Genomic DNA, 15,328 nt, shown 5'->3' on the forward strand with positions numbered 1-15,328 from the left:
TGGATGGCGCGTGTGATCAGACGGAGGACACGTGTGACTGGGTGGATGACACGCGGGAGCGGCAGGTTTCGTCGCGTGTCGTCCGGCTGGACACGTGTGCTTCGCCACTCACGCCATTCCTCCGAAACCGCACCTATAGCCCCGCGGCATCCAGAATCAGGCCCGCCCTACCTCGACTTTGCCGGAACCCTGCGCTAGACGCAGTGAAGGGGGCCTTCACGTACTCGGGGACCGAAGATCAGGCGGCGACGGGTTCCGAAGACTTCGCAGTCTTGGCGAACAGGCCGACACCGCCGTGCGACAGCCGCTGCGGGCCGTCGAGCTTGCCGTTGCGCAGCGCCCACGACTCGAACAGCCAGGTGAACAGCGGCGGGATGCTGGAGAGCAGCGCGAGGATCAGGGTCTTCGGGCGCCAGCCGAGCGGCTTCGCCACGGAGAGGGAGACCAGCACGTAGAGGACGAACACGACACCGTGCACCATGCCGAGGACGGGAACGCCGCCCTCGCCGAGCTTGACGGCGTACTTGAGGAACATCCCGACCAGCAGCCCGGCCCAGGAAAGGGCTTCGGCTACCGCGGCCACGCGGAATACTAGAGCGGCCTTGCTGGACACTTTCTCCTCCTGTGGGGTCTCACCACTGCGTGTACACACATGACTACGTCCGACGAGCACTGTCCAAGACGGACTCGTCAAGGACGTCAACAGCGCTGTCGGACGTGGTAATACCAGTGTGAGGCGTGACGGCCCTCACCGGAACACCGGGGGCCGTGATGCTCCTCACGACCCCCGGTGCGAACCGGTCTAAACCAGTCGGATCACCCAGCGCACGGCGACTTCGGCGCACCTTCGGGGCCGGTCGCCCAAGTGGCCTTGGCCGGGTCGTCCGTGAGGCGGAAGTCCAAAGTGGTCCCCCGCGTCAACTGTTCCAACCCGACATACGCCCGCTGTGCCCCGGCTCCCAATCCTTGGACGTACTGGAGTTTCGACGCGTCGGCGCCGTCGGCCTTGATCGTGATGTCGCGACCGTTCTCCAGATGCACCACGGACTTCTCGAACCGCGGCGCGTTGAGCACGAACTGCCCGGTCCCCGGCACCGCCGGATACAGGCCGAGCGCGCTGAAGACGTACCACGCGGACATGGTGCCGAGATCGTCGTTCCCGGTGACGCCGTTCGGCGCGTTGGTGAACAACGTGTGCGCGGCGCGCACCACGGCCGAGGTCTTCCACGGCTGCCCGGTCAGCGTGTACATCCAGGGCGAGTGCAGATCCGGCTCGTTGTTCGGGTTGTAGCGGAACTGGTTGTAGTAGTTGTACGGGCCGACGACCCATTCCTCGCGCACGGTCTTCGCCGGATCCTTGACCAGATCCCCGTAGGCGAAGAAGTCGTCGAGCCGTTTGCCGACGTTCTCCTTGCCGCCCATACGGTCGACCAGGCCGGGGACGTCCTGCTGGGTCAGCCACTGGTACTGCCACGACGTGCCTTCGTGGAACCCGTCCTGGCTCTGCGGATCGAACGGCTTGCCCGCCGGGCTGAACCACGCTCCCCCGGCGACCTTGGGCCGGTAGAACCCGGTGAAGCCGCGGTCGGTCACCGACGAATCCCACAGCGTGCGATAGCTGCGTCCCTTGTCCGCCAAGGCCTTCGCGTCGTCCTTCTTGCCGAGCCCGGCGGCCATGATGGACAGTGAGCAGTCCGCGAGCGCGTACTCCAAGGTGGCCGAAGCACCGTGGTTCGGGTCGGTGTCCTGGCCCTTCTTCGGGAAGTCCTTGTCGTACTGGACGAAGCCGTCCTTCTGGTAGCTCGCGTTGCCCGAACGGCCTTGGAACGGCGACGACGCGGGCGGGATCTCCCGCGAGTTCTGCAGAAGTGCCTGGTACGCCTTCAGTTCCTGCCCGGACAACGCGCCGAACCGCCACAGGTCGACGAGGAACGGCGTCACCGGGTCGCCGGTCATCGTGTTCGTCTCCTGGTTCGCGTACGCCCAGCGCGGCAGCCAGCCACCCTGGTCGTGGATCGCGAGCACGGACTTCGCGACGTCCTTCGCGCGCGACGGCCGCAGCAGGGCGAGCAACTGGTTCTGCGTGCGGTAGGTGTCCCACAGCGAGAAGAACTCGTAGTAGGTCCAGCCCAGCGCGCGATGGATCTTGTCGTCGAACCCGCGGTAGCGGCCGTCGGCGTCGTTGCCGGTCAACGGTTGCAGCAGCGCGTGATAGAGCGAGGTGTAGAACACCGTGCGGTCGTCCTTCGCCGCGCCTCGGACGTCCACTGAGGACAATTCCTTGCGCCAGGCACGCTGAGCGCCGTCTCTGACCGCGTCGAACGAACGGTTCTTCTCGGACGCGAGGTTGAGCCGGGCGCCGGAAGCGTCCACATGGGAGATCGCCGTCGTCGCGGTGACCTGCCCGCCGTCGAAGGTCAGCCAGGCGCCACGCAGGCCCTCGCCGCCGGAAGACTCCTTCGAACCGGGAATGCCGCCGGTCGGCGACCAGGTGCCGAACGCCTTGAACGGCTTGTCGAACGTCGTGGTGAACCAGGTCTTGTACGGCTTCCCGCCGCAGAACGCCTGGGACTCCACCATCCCTTCGACCGTCCGGTCCCCGACGACGCGGACCTGGCTCGCCGTCACGGGTTCCTTGTCGTTGGCCTGTCCGACGTTGACGAACACGTTCGCGTCACCGGTTTTCGCGAAGGTGTACCGCTCGACACCGGTCCGCGTGGTCGCGGTGGTCTCCGCGTCGACGCCGCCGTAGCCGGTGAGCCGTACCTTGTAGTAGCCGGGCTTCCCGACCTCGCCCTCGTGCGTGTACGGCGAGGCGTACCGCTTGTGGTCGAACGTCTCGGGTTTGCCCGTGTCGAACGCCGCGCCGGGGCCGACCGCGCCGGTGGTGGGCAGAGTCGACACGAGGCCGCCCTGCTCCCAGCAGCCCGCGCCGGACAGGAAGAAATGCCCGAAGCCGCGGATCGCGGTGTCGTCGTAGCGATAGCCGGCGTAATGCGACGAGATGGGGCTGACCTGCGTCATCCCGAAAGGCGCCGAAGCGCCGGGAAAGGTGTTGCCGTCGTCCTTGGTGCCGATGAAGGTGTTGACCGCGTCCACGGGGTCGCCACCGGGCGCGGCCGTCGCGACGGGCGTGAGCAGCCCGGCGGGAACAACGAGCGCGGTGAGCAACCCGGCGACGCGGGTCGAAGTGCGTGCAGGCATGGGAAAGGCCGCCTCCTGACAACGTTGTCGCTGCCTGCTCACCTTCGACAAGAACCGACCACCTGGTCAAGAGGTCCGCCAAACCCTGTCCGATTCAGGACAGCGGTACCACGAAGGGCGGCATCCGGGACAGCCGGCAATAACGGTTCGAACTCGGAAAGCGGCTCCCCGGCGAATCGGGCATTGACATCATCGCATCGCTGGCGTTCAATTCCCGCCACTATGACAACGTTGTCTTCCAGCGGCCCGGACAACGGCCACCGCACCACCAGCCGACGGGCCACGATGAGCGACGTGGCCCGGCTCGCGGGCGTGAGCATCAAGACCGTCTCGCGGGTAGTGAACGACGAGCCAGCCGTCCATCCGGACACCGCCGAGCGCGTCATGGCGGCGATCGAGCAGCTCGGGTTCCGGCGCAACCTCGGCGCGCGGAACCTGCGGCGCGGCTCGACGACCGGGACGATCGGCCTGATCGTCGAAGACGTCGGGAACCCCTTCTACTCGGAGCTCAACCGGGCGGTCGAACGCATCGCGACCTCGTTCGGGCGGCAGGTGCTGACCGGTTCGTCGGAGGAGAACTCCGATCGCGAACGCGAGTTGGTCCTCGAGTTCTGCTCCCGCCGCGTCGACGGCATCCTGGTCGTCCCGGCTGGGATGCAGCACGGCTATCTGGTGCCCGAGATGCGCGCCGGCACCCCCGTGGTGTTCCTCGACCGGCCCGCCGGCGACATCGTGGCCGATACGGTGCTGGTCGACAACATCGGCGGCACCATCGAAGCGGTCGCCCACCTCGCGAAACACGGCCACCGCCGGATCGCGTTCCTCGCCGACAGCCCGGACATCTTCACCGCGGGCGAACGTCTGCGCGGGTTCCGGGAAGGCTGTGTCCGCAACGGGATCCCCTACGACGAGAGCCTCGTCGTGATGCGGACACCGACGGCGGAGAGCGTCGGCGACGCCGTGCGGCGACTGCTCACCGGGCCGAATCCCGCCACCGCCGTGGTCGCGGGCAACAACCGGGTCGCCGTGCACCTGCTGCGCGCGCTGGCGCACGCCGAGCGACGTCCCGCCATGATCAGTTTCGACGACTTCGAACTGGCGGATCTGCTGGATCCGCCGGTCTCCGTGATCGCGCACGACGTGAGCGCACTGGGCCGGGCGGCCGCGGAACTGCTGTTCGCCCGGGTCCAGGGAGATCAATCCGCACCGAGAAAGGTAGTCCTGCCCGTGCATCTCGTAGCCCGCGGTTCCGGGGAGGTCGCCCCGTCATGAGCGGCCACCTCTCACCGATCCGCCTGCCGGCGAACCAGCCGCCGCAGTTCTACCGCGGCGGCGACGCCATCGCCGCGTTGCGGGGCGCGTCTTCGGAATCCAAGTACGGCCCGGAGGACTGGGTCGGCTCGGCCACCACGATGTTCGGCCAGGAGACCAACGGCCTGACCAAGCTCCCCGACGGGGTCTGGCTGCGCGACGCCGTCCGCGAAAACCCGAACGCCTGGCTCGGCGCCAAACACGTCGAAGCGCTCGGCGACTCGACCGGCCTGCTGGTGAAACTGCTCGACGCGGGGCAGCGCCTGCCGGTGCACTTCCACCCGTCGGATTCGTTCGCCCGGCGGCATTTCGACTCGCACTTCGGCAAGACCGAGGCGTGGATCGTGGTCGGCACCTACGGCGACGACCCGCGCGTCTACCCGGGTTTCAAGGAGACGGTCGACAAAGCGACAGTCAACGAATGGGCTCGCACGCAGGACGCGCCCGCCATGCTCGAAGCGCTGAACAGCGTGGCCGTCACACCCGGCGACACGGTCTACATCCCGGCGGGCCTGCCGCACGCGATCGGCGAGGGCGTGTTCGTCGTCGAACTCCAGCAGCCGACCGACTTCTCGCTGACCCTGGAGTGGCGCGACTTCCTGGCGAGCCCGGAGAAGGCGCACCTCGGGATCGGATTCGAAACCGCCATCGAGACGCTGGACACCTCAGGCTGGGATGAAGAACGGCTCGGTTCGATCGTCAAACGTACTGCCGGAGACGAAGCGTCCACTGTGGACCTGCTCGCCGACGGCAGTGACGCGTACTTCCGCGCCGATCAACTCCGTCCCGCCGTTTCCGGTAGTTCGACAACGTTGTCACTGGACCCGTCGTTCGCGGTGCTGGTCGTCATGGACGGCTCGGGCACTCTCCGCACCGAACACGGCGGCGAATACGCGCTGCGCAAAGGCGAGACCTACGTGGTCCCGCACGACGCCGGTCAATCCACTGTGGAGGGTGACGTCACGGTCATCCGCTGCAGGCCGCCGGCACCGGAGAAGAGGGAGCGGTCGTGAGCGAACTCCTGCTCGACGCACAGGACCTGGTCAAACGCTACGGCTCGGTGGAAGCGCTGCGCGGCGCGTCGTTCCAGGCACGGGCCGGTGAGGTCACCGCGCTGATCGGCGACAACGGCGCCGGGAAGTCCACTTTGGTCAAATGCCTGTCCGGCGCGGAACAGCCGACGTCGGGCAAGATCGTGCTCGACGGCTCCGAGGTGGTGCTGGACTCCCCCACCACGGCCCGGCGGAGGGGGATCGAGACGGTGTACCAGGACCTCGCGGTCGCACCGGAACTCGACCCGGCCGCGAACCTGTTCCTCGGCCGCGAGATCCACCGCAAGGGGATCCTCGGCAAGCTGGGGATGCTGGACAAGGCCGAGATGAAGCGGCAGGCCGTGGAGGAATTCCAGCGGCTCGGCGTGACCCTGCAGAGCACCGACGTGCCGATCGGCTCGCTTTCGGGTGGGCAGCGGCAAAGCGTCGCGGTCGCACGGTCGGTGGTTTGGGCGTCGAAGGTCGTGTTCATGGACGAACCAACGGCCGCCCTCGGGGTCGTGCAGCGCGAACGCGTGCTGGACGTGATCAAAAAGGTGCGGGACAAGGGCATCGCCGTCGTCCTGATCAGCCACAACATGCCGGAAGTGCTTTCGGTGTCCGACCGCATCGAAGTGCTGCGGCTCGGCAAACGCGTCGCCCGGTTCACCGGCGCCGACACGAAACTCGAAGACCTGGTCGCCGCCATGACCGGGGCGCTCGTACAAGAGGAGGCGGCGTGACCGTGTCCACTCCGGCGAAGAAGGACCCCGGGATCCAGACCTCTGTGGACGGTGGTTTCGGCAAACGCTCGATCGGCCAGCGGCTGATCGGGGCCAACACCTTCTGGATCGCGCTGGTGCTGCTGGCGCTCGTCATCGTGTTCACCGCGATCGCGCCCGCCGAGTTCGCGACGTTGTTCACCTTCCAGACGCTGCTCATCGAGACCTCGGTGCTGCTGGTGCTCTCGGTCGGCATGACGTTCGTGATCATCACGTCGGGGATCGACCTTTCGGTCGGTTCCGTGCTGATCTTCGCGGGCATGGTGGCGGGCAAGACGATGGAGGCGCTGAGCCCGGACGGCGACGCGACCAAGGCCGGGTGGGGCGTCATCACCGCCGGGCTCGTGGCGGCGGTCGTCGCGGGCACGATCTGGGGCCTCATCAACGGTTTCCTGATCGCGGTGGCCAACATCCCGCCGCTGATCGTCACGCTCGGCACGATGGGTGCCGCACTCGGCGCCGCGTACCTGCTGAACAACGGGTCCGACGTGCGCAGCGTGCCGACCGAGCTCAACAAGACGCTCGGCTACGGGACGTCGTTCGGCGGAGTGCCGAACCTGGTGCTGGTGGCCGTGGTCATCACGCTGATCGGCGCCTGGCTGTTGCACACCACCAAATTCGGCCGCTACACCTTCGCCGTCGGCTCCAACGCCGAGGGCGCGCGCCGGGCGGGGATCGGGGTGACCGCGCATCTGCTGAAGGTGTACACGCTCACCGGTTTCCTCGCCGGTGTCGCCGGTTTCCTGTCGCTGGCGTACTACGCGTCGACGACGATTTCGGCGCACACCACCGACAACCTCAACGCCATCGCCGCGACGGTGATGGGTGGCACGAGCCTTTTCGGCGGCGTCGGTTCGGTGCTGGGCACGGTGATCGGCGTGTTCATCCCGGCCGTGCTGAAGAAGGGCTTCAACATCACGCACGTCCAGGACTTCTGGCAGATGATCGCGGTCGGCGCGGTGCTGATCGCCGCGGTCTGGTTCGACCAGCGGCGCCGCCGTCGCCGCAACTCTCGCTAAGTTCCCTACGCACAAAGAGGTGCTATCCCGATGAAGAAAACCCTGCTCGTCACCGGTGCCACCGTTTCCGCCCTCCTGCTGCTGACCGCCTGCGGTGGCGGCACGGTCGGCGAGTCGCCCTCCGGTGATTCCGGCGCCAAGACCAACAACAAGAAGCTGTCGCTGATCCCGGGTGTGCAGGCCGAGCCGTTCTACATCTCGATGCAGTGCGGCGCCGAGGCCGAAGCCAAGAAGGCCGGTTACGAGATCACGACGCAGGCGCCGCAGAAGTTCGACGCGGCCATGCAAACCCAGCTCGTCAACGCGCTGGGCTCCAACCCGCCCGCCGCGCTCCTGATCGCGCCGACCGACGCGCAGGCGATGCTCGCGCCGATCCAGCAGGTCAAGGGCCGTGGCGCGAAGATCATCGAGGTCGACACCGCGCTGAAGGACACCAGCGTGGCGGAGTCGTCGATCTCCTCGGACAACGCCGAGGGCGGCAAGCTCGCCGCCAAGACGATGGCGGAACTGGCCGCGGGCAAGACCGGTTCGGTACTGGTACTCGACACCATCGCGGGTACCTCGACCACGAACACCCGCGCGAAGGGTTTCGAGGACGAGCTGAAGAACTACCCGAACCTGAAGTCGGCGGGTGTGCAGTTCACCCAGAACGAGCCCGACCAGGCCGCGTCCAAGGTGACCGCCGCGCTCGCGTCCACGCCGGACCTGATCGGCATTTTCGCGACGAACCTCAACACCGGTGAGGGCGCCGCGACCGGCCTGCGGAACGCGGGCAAGATCGGCGCGGTCAACCTGATCGGCTTCGACGCTTCGCCGTCGGAGATCGAGGGCCTGCGCAAGGGCGAGTACCAGGGCCTCATCGCGCAGGACCCGGCCGCCATCGGGCAGCAGGGCGTGCAGCAGGCCATCGCGGCGCTGGAGGGCAAGCCGGTCACGCGCAACCTGACCGCTTCGCTGCACTCCATCACGAAGGCGAACATGGACGCGAACGCGCAGTACTTCTACAAGCAGAGCTGCTGACCCGCCTCGTGAGTGGTAATGACGGTTCTATTGAGGGGTAAGGCAAACGTGGCGTGTCGAATGTGGTTGCGAGTGGCGATGCGGGCTAGAGCGAACCCTCTCTTTGGTACCTACTCGTGACCTGCGGGCCCGGCTCGCGGCGAAATACATGATGGCCCCCTTCCTTGCACCTAGGTACAGGACGGGGTCCTTCATGTACTTGGGGAGCGCGTGAAGGCCCCCTTCCCTCGGCTCAGCCGCAATGCCAGGAAGTTAAGCGACGGTGCCTGAGGTTTCCCTGATCGTCCATAAAGGACGCTTACCGTGGTAAATTGTCCGTTTGAGTAGCATTTGCCCGTATTTCAAAGTCTGTGAAGGCCTCCTTGAGGGACTCTGGGTCCCTCAAGGAGGCCTTCACGGCCCGGCCGTTACCGGACCCATACGCCATATTTGCCTTACTCCTCAATAACCGTCATTACCACTCACGAGTCCTGTCGGAGCGAACCGCGCCAGCGCGCCGTACAGCGCCGCGCCCCCACCCAGGTGACCGAGCGCGTACGTGTACTCGTCACCCTCAAGAAGGAAATCCGGCCCGGAACCGGTCCACTCGAGCCGGTAGTGCCACCAGTGCATCCACCGCCCCACCCGGCGCTTCTCCCGCCACACCCGCAGCCGCGTGACCTCGGTCCACCGCACCTCGAAGTCGACTTCACGCCCCGTCACGGCGAACCCCGCCGAAGACACCGTCAGCAACGCGGCCGCCCGCCGCAGCCCGAGCAGGATCAGCCCCGCGAAGCCGACGCTGATCAGGCCGAACAGCAGGCCATAGCCGGTGTCCCGCGCCAGCCCGGCCAGCGACACGACGACGGCCACCACACCGCCTCCGCCGAAGACGATGAAACCCACCCACGCGAGCCGCCGCATCACGACGTCCAGGCGCAGCACCACGGCATCCCCAACGACCATGCCCGGAGCGTAACCGCCGAAACCACGCACGACGTTAGGATCTAGCCTTCGACGTCGCGGAGGAGGCCGGAATGACCACCCGTCTGCCCTGGCGCCCCGCCGCGAGCGCCGATCCAGTACCGGTACTCGCCGCGGCCCAGCGCGTCTCCGACGATCTCATGGACGGCCTCGCCGGCCCCCGCACCCGTCACGCGGCGCACGGCCTCCGGCGGTTGTTCGGCGTCCCCGGCCTCGGGCTCACCGACCTCTCCGGCTCGCTGATCTGGTCCGGCCGTCCCGCGGCCGACGACGTCGTGGTCTCGGCGCTCGACGAGGTCCTCCACTCCGAGACGCCGGTGTCCGAGCCGGGGCTGCTGGCGCTGCCGCTGCACGTCCACGACGAGCTCGCCGGTGTCCTCTTGGTCGCGGGAGGGACGAACACCATCGCCCGCCAGGCCGCCGAACTCGTCATCCACGCGCTCGAACGCGGGCGGCTGGAGGCGTCCGCCGAGCAGGCCGCGGAGGCGGAACTACGCGCGCTGCGAGCCGAGATCTCCCCGCATTTCGTCTACAACGCGCTCACCGTGATCTCCTCGTTGGTCCGCTCCGATCCGGACCGCGCCCGTGACCTGATGCTCGACTTCGCCGAGTACACCCGCTACAGCCTCGCCAGACACGGTGAGTACACGATGGTCGCCGAGGAGTTCCGCGCCATCGAGACCTATCTGGCGCTGCAGCGGGCGGTACTCGGCGAACGGCTGCGGGTCCAGGTGCGGGTGGCGCCGGAGGTGCTGGCCGTCGCGGTTCCGTATCTCGTGCTGGAACCGTTGGTGGAGAACGCGATCCGGCACGGGATCGAACCTCGTTCGGAGGCGGGGTTCATCCAGGTACAGGGAATGGCGGAAGGGAACGACTGCGTGATCAGCGTCGAGGACGACGGACTCGGCATGGACCCCGCCCGCGCGGCGGCGATCCTGGCCGGGCGCGGCGACGACGGCGGCGTCGGACTGGCCAATGTGGACCGGAGGCTGCGCAGCGTCTACGGGCCGTGGTACGGCCTGACGGTGGAGACCGAGGTCGGCGCGGGCACCCGGGTCGTGGTGCGCGTGCCCCGATTCCAGCCGGGGGTGCTGCCGTGACGAACGGGCTTCGGGTACTGGCGGTCGACGACGTCCCGCCCGCCCTCGACGAGCTGTGCAGCCTGCTGCGCGAAGCACCGGAAGTCGCCGAGGTGGTCGCGGCCGGTGACGCGCTCAAGGCGCTCAAACTGTTGCAGGCCAGTCATTTCGACGCCGTCTTCCTCGACATCTCCATGCCGGGGCTCGACGGGCTCGAACTCGCCTCGCTGCTGGCACGGCTCAGCGAGCCGCCGGTGATCGTGTTCGTCACCGCGCACGACGGTCACGCCGTGACCGCGTACGGCATCGGCGCCGTGGACTACCTGCTCAAACCGGTCCGCGCGGAACGGCTGTCCGCCGCACTGTCCAAAGTGGTCCGGATGGCGGGCAACCAGGCCGAGGAGCAGAAGCCCGCACCGGACGCGATGTCCGCGCTGCCGGTGGAATCCGGTGGCCGCACGCGGTACGTCCGGCGTGACGACGTCCAGTTCGTCGAGGCACACGGCGACTACGTCCGGCTGCACACGAAATCCGGCGTCCACGTCACGCGAATGCCCATCTCCCGGCTCGAAGAGTATTGGGAGGGAACGGGATTCACTCGTGTGCATCGAGGCTTCCTGCTCGCCGTCGACGCGGTGCTGGAACTGCGCAGCGACACCACCGGCGGGCTGCTCGCGCATACCGAGGCCGGTGACGTCCCGGTGAGCCGCCGTCACGCGCGCGACCTGCGCGACCGGCTGCTCGCCGCCGCGCAACGCGGTGACCTCGGCCGGGGGCACCGCGCGTGAGCCGCGTCAAACGGGTGGCCGTCACCAGTCCGCAGACCAGGCTCGCGCATTCGCGGCGCCGGTCACGCGGCCGGTGGCGCGTGCCCCGGCTGGCGGTGAACGACGCCGAACGCGCGGACCGGCTCTATCGCGCCCAGCGTCGCCGTGGGATCCCCGCGCTGGCCGGGATGTTCGGCCTGGTCTTCGGTCTCCCACTGGTGTTCGGCCTCTTTCCCGGACTGGATTCGGTGCGGCTGGCCGGCATCCCGCTGTCCTGGCTGATGATCGCCGTCCTGCCGTATCCGGCGATGGCGCTGCTGTCGTGGTGGCAGCTGCGCCGGGCCGAAAAGATCGAGGACGACTAGTGGTCGCGGTGCTGTCGGTGGCCCCCGTCGTCCTGATCACCCTGCTGATCGGGTTGCGCGGGGTCGCCGCCATGCGGACGACGTCGGACTTCCTCGTCGCCTCGCGCCGGATCTCGCCGCTGGTCAACTCCGCCGCGGTCTCCGGTGAATACCTGTCCGCGGCGTCGTTCCTCGGGGTCGCCGGCCTGGTGGTGAAGGACGGTATCGGGGCGCTCTGGTACCCGGTCGGATTCACCGCGGGGTACATCGCGATGCTGGTGCTCGTCGCGGCGCCGATGCGGCGGTCCGGCGCGCTCACCGTCCCGGACTTCGCCGAGGCCCGGCTCGCCTCCCCCGCACTGCGCCGTCTGGCCGCGTTCGTCGTCCTCGTGATCGGAACCCTTTACCTGGTACCGCAATTCCGCACCGCGGGGCTGGTGCTCACCGCGGTGGGCGGGACGCCGTACTGGGTCGGTGTCGTCATCGCGGGCACCGCGGTCAGCGCGACACTGGCACTCGGGGGGATGCGCGCGGCGACCTACGTCCAGGCTTTCCAGTTCGTGCTGAAACTGCTGCTGTTCCTCATTCCCGCGATCTGGCTGGTCTCTCAGATCTCACCGGAGGAGCGGTCAGCTTCGGTGCATCCGGTGGAGTTCACCCACTTCGCCCGCGATACCCGGCTGTCGTTCGAGATCGACGTGACGCTGACCCTGCGCGAGCCGACCACGCTGCTCACCCCGGAGAAACACGTCGTACCGCCGGGAGAACTGATCGCCAGGAGCGGTCAGGTGCTGGAATTCGCCGAAGGCACACCGGTTCCCGCCGTCCGAGGTGGCGCCCCGCTCGGCGGGCCGGACTGGCAGCGGCCGCTGCTCGACCTCGGCGACCACGGCTACCCACTGCTCGGCACCTGGGCGATCCTGATCGCGACCATGCTCGGCACGATGGGCCTGCCGCACGTCCTGATGCGCTTCCACACCAGCCCCGACGGCCGCGCCGCCCGCCGGACGGCGGCGATCACCGTCGCCCTGCTCGGCGTTTTCTACCTGTTCCCAGGGGTTTACGGGGTACTCGGCCGAGTGCTGGTGCCCGAGCTGTACGTGTCCGGCGCGACCGACATCGTCGTCGTCGCGCTGCCGTCACAGGTCGACCAGGGCTGGGCCGGTTCGCTGTTCACCGGACTGCTGACGGCGGGCGCGTTCGCCGCCTTCCTCGCGACGTCGCTGGGCCTGCTACTGGTCATCTCCGGCGCGATCGCGCACGACCTGATGCCGGGCGGATTGCGGCGGCTGCGCTGGTCGGTGCTCGGGGCGGCGGTGGTGATGGTCCTGCTCGCGCTGCCGTCGGCCAGATTGGACGCCGGCGTCCTCGTCACCTGGGGCTTCACCGTGGCCGCGTCGACGTTCTGTCCCTTGCTGGTACTCGGCATCTGGTGGAACCGGCTCACCGCGGCCGGCGCGATCAGCGGTGTCCTCACCGGACTGGTCGCGTCTTCCGGCTCGATCCTCGTGGCCCTGTTCGGCCCCGCGCTGAGTGGCCTGCCCGCGATCCTGGTGTCGCAGCCCGCCCCGTGGTCGGTTCCACTGGCATTCGGCGTAATGCTCGTGGTTTCCTTACGGGGCAGGCCTCCTTCCTGGTCAACCGCCGCCATGTTGCGGCTGCATCTGGACGATCGCACAGCCGAAACCCCTTCGTCGTGGTCCGAGTACCGTTCGTCGACCGTTCGTCGTCTCGGCAGGCGTTTGAACCGCTGACGGTTCCGGTCCGCCTGAGGGCTCCTTAACGTGGCGCGGAACACATTCGCGGCGCGGCGAAGGGAAGACGATGTGCGTACGAGTGCATCTGGCTTCCCCCGGTCCCCCGGCCGTGGTCGTTCTCGTGAACAGCAAGGAGACCACCATGAGCACTGAAACGGACGCGCCCAGTCCGTCCGAGACGGATTGGGACAAGGCCCACGACAGCGCCGAGTTCAAAGAGCTGCGTTCGCGGTTGCGCCGGTTCGTGTTCCCGGTGTCGGCGCTGTTCCTGGTCTGGTACCTGCTCTACGTACTGCTCGCCGACTACGCGCACGGCTTCATGAGCACGAAGCTCGTCGGCAACATCAACGTCGGCCTCGTCTTCGGCCTGTTGCAGTTCGTTTCGACCTTCTTGATCACCGGGCTCTACGTCCGCTACGCCAACAAGAAACTCGACCCCATCGCGGAGAAGATCCGCACGGACATCGAGAGTGAGACCAAATGACCCTCGCCGCCGGAGTCGAGGGCAGCAGCCCCGCGCTCAACATCACCATCTTCGGTCTCTTCGTCCTGGTCACGCTGTTCGTCGTGTTCCGGGCCAGCCGGAACACGAAGACCGCGTCGGACTACTACGCCGCCGGCCGCGCGTTCACCGGTCCGCAGAACGGCGTCGCCATCGCGGGCGACTACCTGTCCGCCGCGTCGTTCCTCGGGATCGCGGGTGCGATCGCCGTCTACGGCTACGACGGTTTCCTCTATTCCATCGGCTTCCTGGTCGCGTGGCTGATCGCGCTGCTGCTGGTCGCGGAACTGCTGCGCAACACCGGCAAGTTCACCATGGGCGACGTGCTGGCCTTCCGGATGAAGCAGCGCCCGGTGCGGGCCGCGGCGGCGACGTCCACGCTCGCCGTCTCGTTCTTCTACCTGCTCGCGCAGATGGCGGGTGCCGGTGGCCTCGTCGCGCTGCTGCTCGGGATCGAGAGCAAGGCCGGGCAGGCCGCGATCATCGTGATCGTCGGCATCATCATGATCGCCTACGTGCTCATCGGCGGCATGAAGGGAACCACGTGGGTGCAGATCATCAAGGCCGCGCTGCTGATCGCCGGTGCGCTCGCGATGACGATCTGGGTGCTCGCGCTGTACGGCTTCAACTTCTCCGGGCTGCTGCAGGGCGCCGTGGACAAGGCGGGCAAGGCCGGTGAAGCACTGCTCGGACCGGGTAACCAGTACGGGAAGACCGGCACGACCAAACTCGATTTCCTCTCCCTCGGCATCGCGCTGGTGCTGGGCACCGCCGGCCTGCCGCACGTCCTGATGCGCTTCTACACCGTGCCGACCGCGAAGGAAGCCCGTCGTTCGGTGGTCTGGGCGATCGCGCTGATCGGCATCTTCTACCTGTTCACCCTTGTGCTCGGCTACGGTGCCGGCGCGCTCGTCGGGTCGGACAAGATCAAGGCCGCCCCCGGCGGGGTGAACTCGGCCGCTCCGCTGCTGGCACTCGAACTCGGCGGGCCGATCCTGCTCGGCCTGATCGCGGCGATCGCCTTCGCGACGATCCTCGCGGTGGTCGCGGGCCTGACGATCACGGCGTCGGCGTCGTTCGCGCACGACGTCTACGCCAACGTGATCAAGAAGGGCAAGGCGTCCCCGGCTTCGGAGGTGAAGGTCGCCCGGATCACCGCCCTGGTGATCGGTGCGGTCGCGATCCTCGGCGGCATCCTCGCCAACGGGCAGAACATCGCCTTCCTGGTGGCGCTCGCGTTCGCGGTGGCGGCGTCGGCGAACCTGCCGACGATCCTGTACTCGCTGTTCTGGAAGCGGTTCAACACCCAGGGCGCGCTGTGGAGCATCTACGGCGGTCTCGCGGTCTGCGTCCTGCTGATCGTCTTCTCACCAGCGGTCTCGGGCAAGCCCGTCGACGCGAAGACGGGTAAGAGTGCCTCGATGATCCAGGGCGTCGACTTCCACTGGTTCCCCCTCGACAACCCCGGCCTTGTCTCCATCCCGGTCGCGTTCTTCCTCGGCTGGCTCGGCACGGTCCTGTCCAAGGAACACAACCAGAAGAAGTACGC

At 67.7% G+C, this 15,328-nt stretch carries 14 protein-coding genes; 11 read left to right on the forward strand and 3 right to left on the reverse strand.

Annotated features, from left to right (window positions below; all coding sequences use genetic code 11):
- Positions 1-238: 238 nt before the first annotated feature.
- Entirely contained in the window at positions 239-613 is a 375-nt protein-coding gene (locus ACZ7KI_RS42930) for a DUF3817 domain-containing protein (protein WP_470278748.1), read from the reverse strand.
- Between the two features lie 203 nt (positions 614-816).
- A complete protein-coding gene (locus tag ACZ7KI_RS42935) occupies positions 817-3,204 on the reverse strand; it encodes a GH92 family glycosyl hydrolase (RefSeq protein ID WP_470278749.1) in 2,388 nt (795 codons plus the stop codon).
- A gap of 285 nt (positions 3,205-3,489) precedes the next feature.
- Here ACZ7KI_RS42935 and ACZ7KI_RS42940 point away from each other — a divergent pair, with 285 nt between their 5' ends.
- The 5 genes from ACZ7KI_RS42940 to ACZ7KI_RS42960 are packed head-to-tail and all read left to right on the forward strand — an operon-like array spanning position 3,490 to position 8,367.
- Positions 3,490-4,476, forward strand: coding sequence for a LacI family DNA-binding transcriptional regulator (locus ACZ7KI_RS42940; RefSeq protein ID WP_465326496.1), 987 nt, complete (start codon positions 3,490-3,492; stop codon positions 4,474-4,476).
- Positions 4,473-5,528, forward strand: coding sequence for a class I mannose-6-phosphate isomerase (locus tag ACZ7KI_RS42945; RefSeq protein WP_470278750.1), 1,056 nt, complete (start codon positions 4,473-4,475; stop codon positions 5,526-5,528). Before ACZ7KI_RS42940 ends, ACZ7KI_RS42945 begins: the two co-directional genes overlap by 4 nt.
- The gene (locus tag ACZ7KI_RS42950) at positions 5,525-6,289 is read left to right on the forward strand and encodes an ATP-binding cassette domain-containing protein (protein WP_470278751.1); all 765 of its coding nucleotides are present in this window, start codon (positions 5,525-5,527) and stop codon (positions 6,287-6,289) included. The genes ACZ7KI_RS42945 and ACZ7KI_RS42950 overlap by 4 nt, the downstream gene beginning before the upstream one ends.
- The gene (locus tag ACZ7KI_RS42955) at positions 6,286-7,347 is read left to right on the forward strand and encodes an ABC transporter permease (RefSeq protein ID WP_470278752.1); all 1,062 of its coding nucleotides are present in this window, start codon (positions 6,286-6,288) and stop codon (positions 7,345-7,347) included. The genes ACZ7KI_RS42950 and ACZ7KI_RS42955 overlap by 4 nt, the downstream gene beginning before the upstream one ends.
- 30 nt (positions 7,348-7,377) lie before the next feature.
- On the forward strand, positions 7,378-8,367 hold the full coding sequence (locus ACZ7KI_RS42960; protein WP_470278753.1) for an ABC transporter substrate-binding protein: 990 nt from the start codon (positions 7,378-7,380) through the stop codon (positions 8,365-8,367).
- 441 nt (positions 8,368-8,808) lie between these two features.
- Here ACZ7KI_RS42960 and ACZ7KI_RS42965 read toward each other — a convergent pair whose 3' ends face one another.
- Positions 8,809-9,312 carry a hypothetical protein gene (locus ACZ7KI_RS42965; protein ID WP_470278754.1) on the reverse strand — a complete coding sequence of 168 codons (504 nt, stop codon included), beginning with the start codon at positions 9,310-9,312 and terminating at the stop codon, positions 8,809-8,811.
- 71 nt (positions 9,313-9,383) lie between these two features.
- Here ACZ7KI_RS42965 and ACZ7KI_RS42970 point away from each other — a divergent pair, with 71 nt between their 5' ends.
- From ACZ7KI_RS42970 to ACZ7KI_RS42995, 6 genes are all read left to right on the forward strand, one after another.
- A complete protein-coding gene (locus ACZ7KI_RS42970; protein WP_470278755.1) occupies positions 9,384-10,430 on the forward strand; it encodes a sensor histidine kinase in 1,047 nt (348 codons plus the stop codon).
- Positions 10,427-11,197, forward strand: coding sequence for a LytR/AlgR family response regulator transcription factor (locus ACZ7KI_RS42975; protein WP_470278756.1), 771 nt, complete (start codon positions 10,427-10,429; stop codon positions 11,195-11,197). The genes ACZ7KI_RS42970 and ACZ7KI_RS42975 overlap by 4 nt, the downstream gene beginning before the upstream one ends.
- On the forward strand, positions 11,194-11,541 hold the full coding sequence (locus ACZ7KI_RS42980; protein ID WP_470278757.1) for a hypothetical protein: 348 nt from the start codon (positions 11,194-11,196) through the stop codon (positions 11,539-11,541). The genes ACZ7KI_RS42975 and ACZ7KI_RS42980 overlap by 4 nt, the downstream gene beginning before the upstream one ends.
- Entirely contained in the window at positions 11,541-13,274 is a 1,734-nt protein-coding gene (locus ACZ7KI_RS42985) for a sodium/solute symporter (protein WP_470278758.1), read from the forward strand. The genes ACZ7KI_RS42980 and ACZ7KI_RS42985 overlap by 1 nt, the downstream gene beginning before the upstream one ends.
- Positions 13,275-13,419: 145 nt before the next feature.
- Positions 13,420-13,761: a DUF485 domain-containing protein gene (locus tag ACZ7KI_RS42990; protein ID WP_470278759.1), complete on the forward strand. Its 342-nt coding sequence runs from the start codon at positions 13,420-13,422 to the stop codon at positions 13,759-13,761.
- Positions 13,758-15,328, forward strand: a 1,571-nt coding sequence (locus ACZ7KI_RS42995) for a solute symporter family protein (protein WP_470278760.1), incomplete at its 3' end; no start/stop codon positions are given. The genes ACZ7KI_RS42990 and ACZ7KI_RS42995, both read left to right, overlap by 4 nt.

It is taken from the genome of Amycolatopsis sp. NPDC039088, from assembly GCF_055598845.1.

Bases quoted from the DNA above. Each gene is read 5' to 3' on its own strand.
- ACZ7KI_RS42960 (WP_470278753.1), top strand. From the start codon at position 7,378: ATGAAGAAAACCCTGCTCGTCACCGGTGCCACCGTTTCCGCCCTCCTG.
- ACZ7KI_RS42945 (WP_470278750.1), top strand. From the start codon at position 4,473: ATGAGCGGCCACCTCTCACCGATCCGCCTGCCGGCGAACCAGCCGCCG.
- ACZ7KI_RS42990 (WP_470278759.1), top strand. From the start codon at position 13,420: ATGAGCACTGAAACGGACGCGCCCAGTCCGTCCGAGACGGATTGGGAC.
- ACZ7KI_RS42940 (WP_465326496.1), top strand. From the start codon at position 3,490: ATGAGCGACGTGGCCCGGCTCGCGGGCGTGAGCATCAAGACCGTCTCG.
- ACZ7KI_RS42965 (WP_470278754.1), bottom strand. From the start codon at position 9,312: ATGGTCGTTGGGGATGCCGTGGTGCTGCGCCTGGACGTCGTGATGCGG.
- ACZ7KI_RS42970 (WP_470278755.1), top strand. From the start codon at position 9,384: ATGACCACCCGTCTGCCCTGGCGCCCCGCCGCGAGCGCCGATCCAGTA.
- ACZ7KI_RS42935 (WP_470278749.1), bottom strand. From the start codon at position 3,204: ATGCCTGCACGCACTTCGACCCGCGTCGCCGGGTTGCTCACCGCGCTC.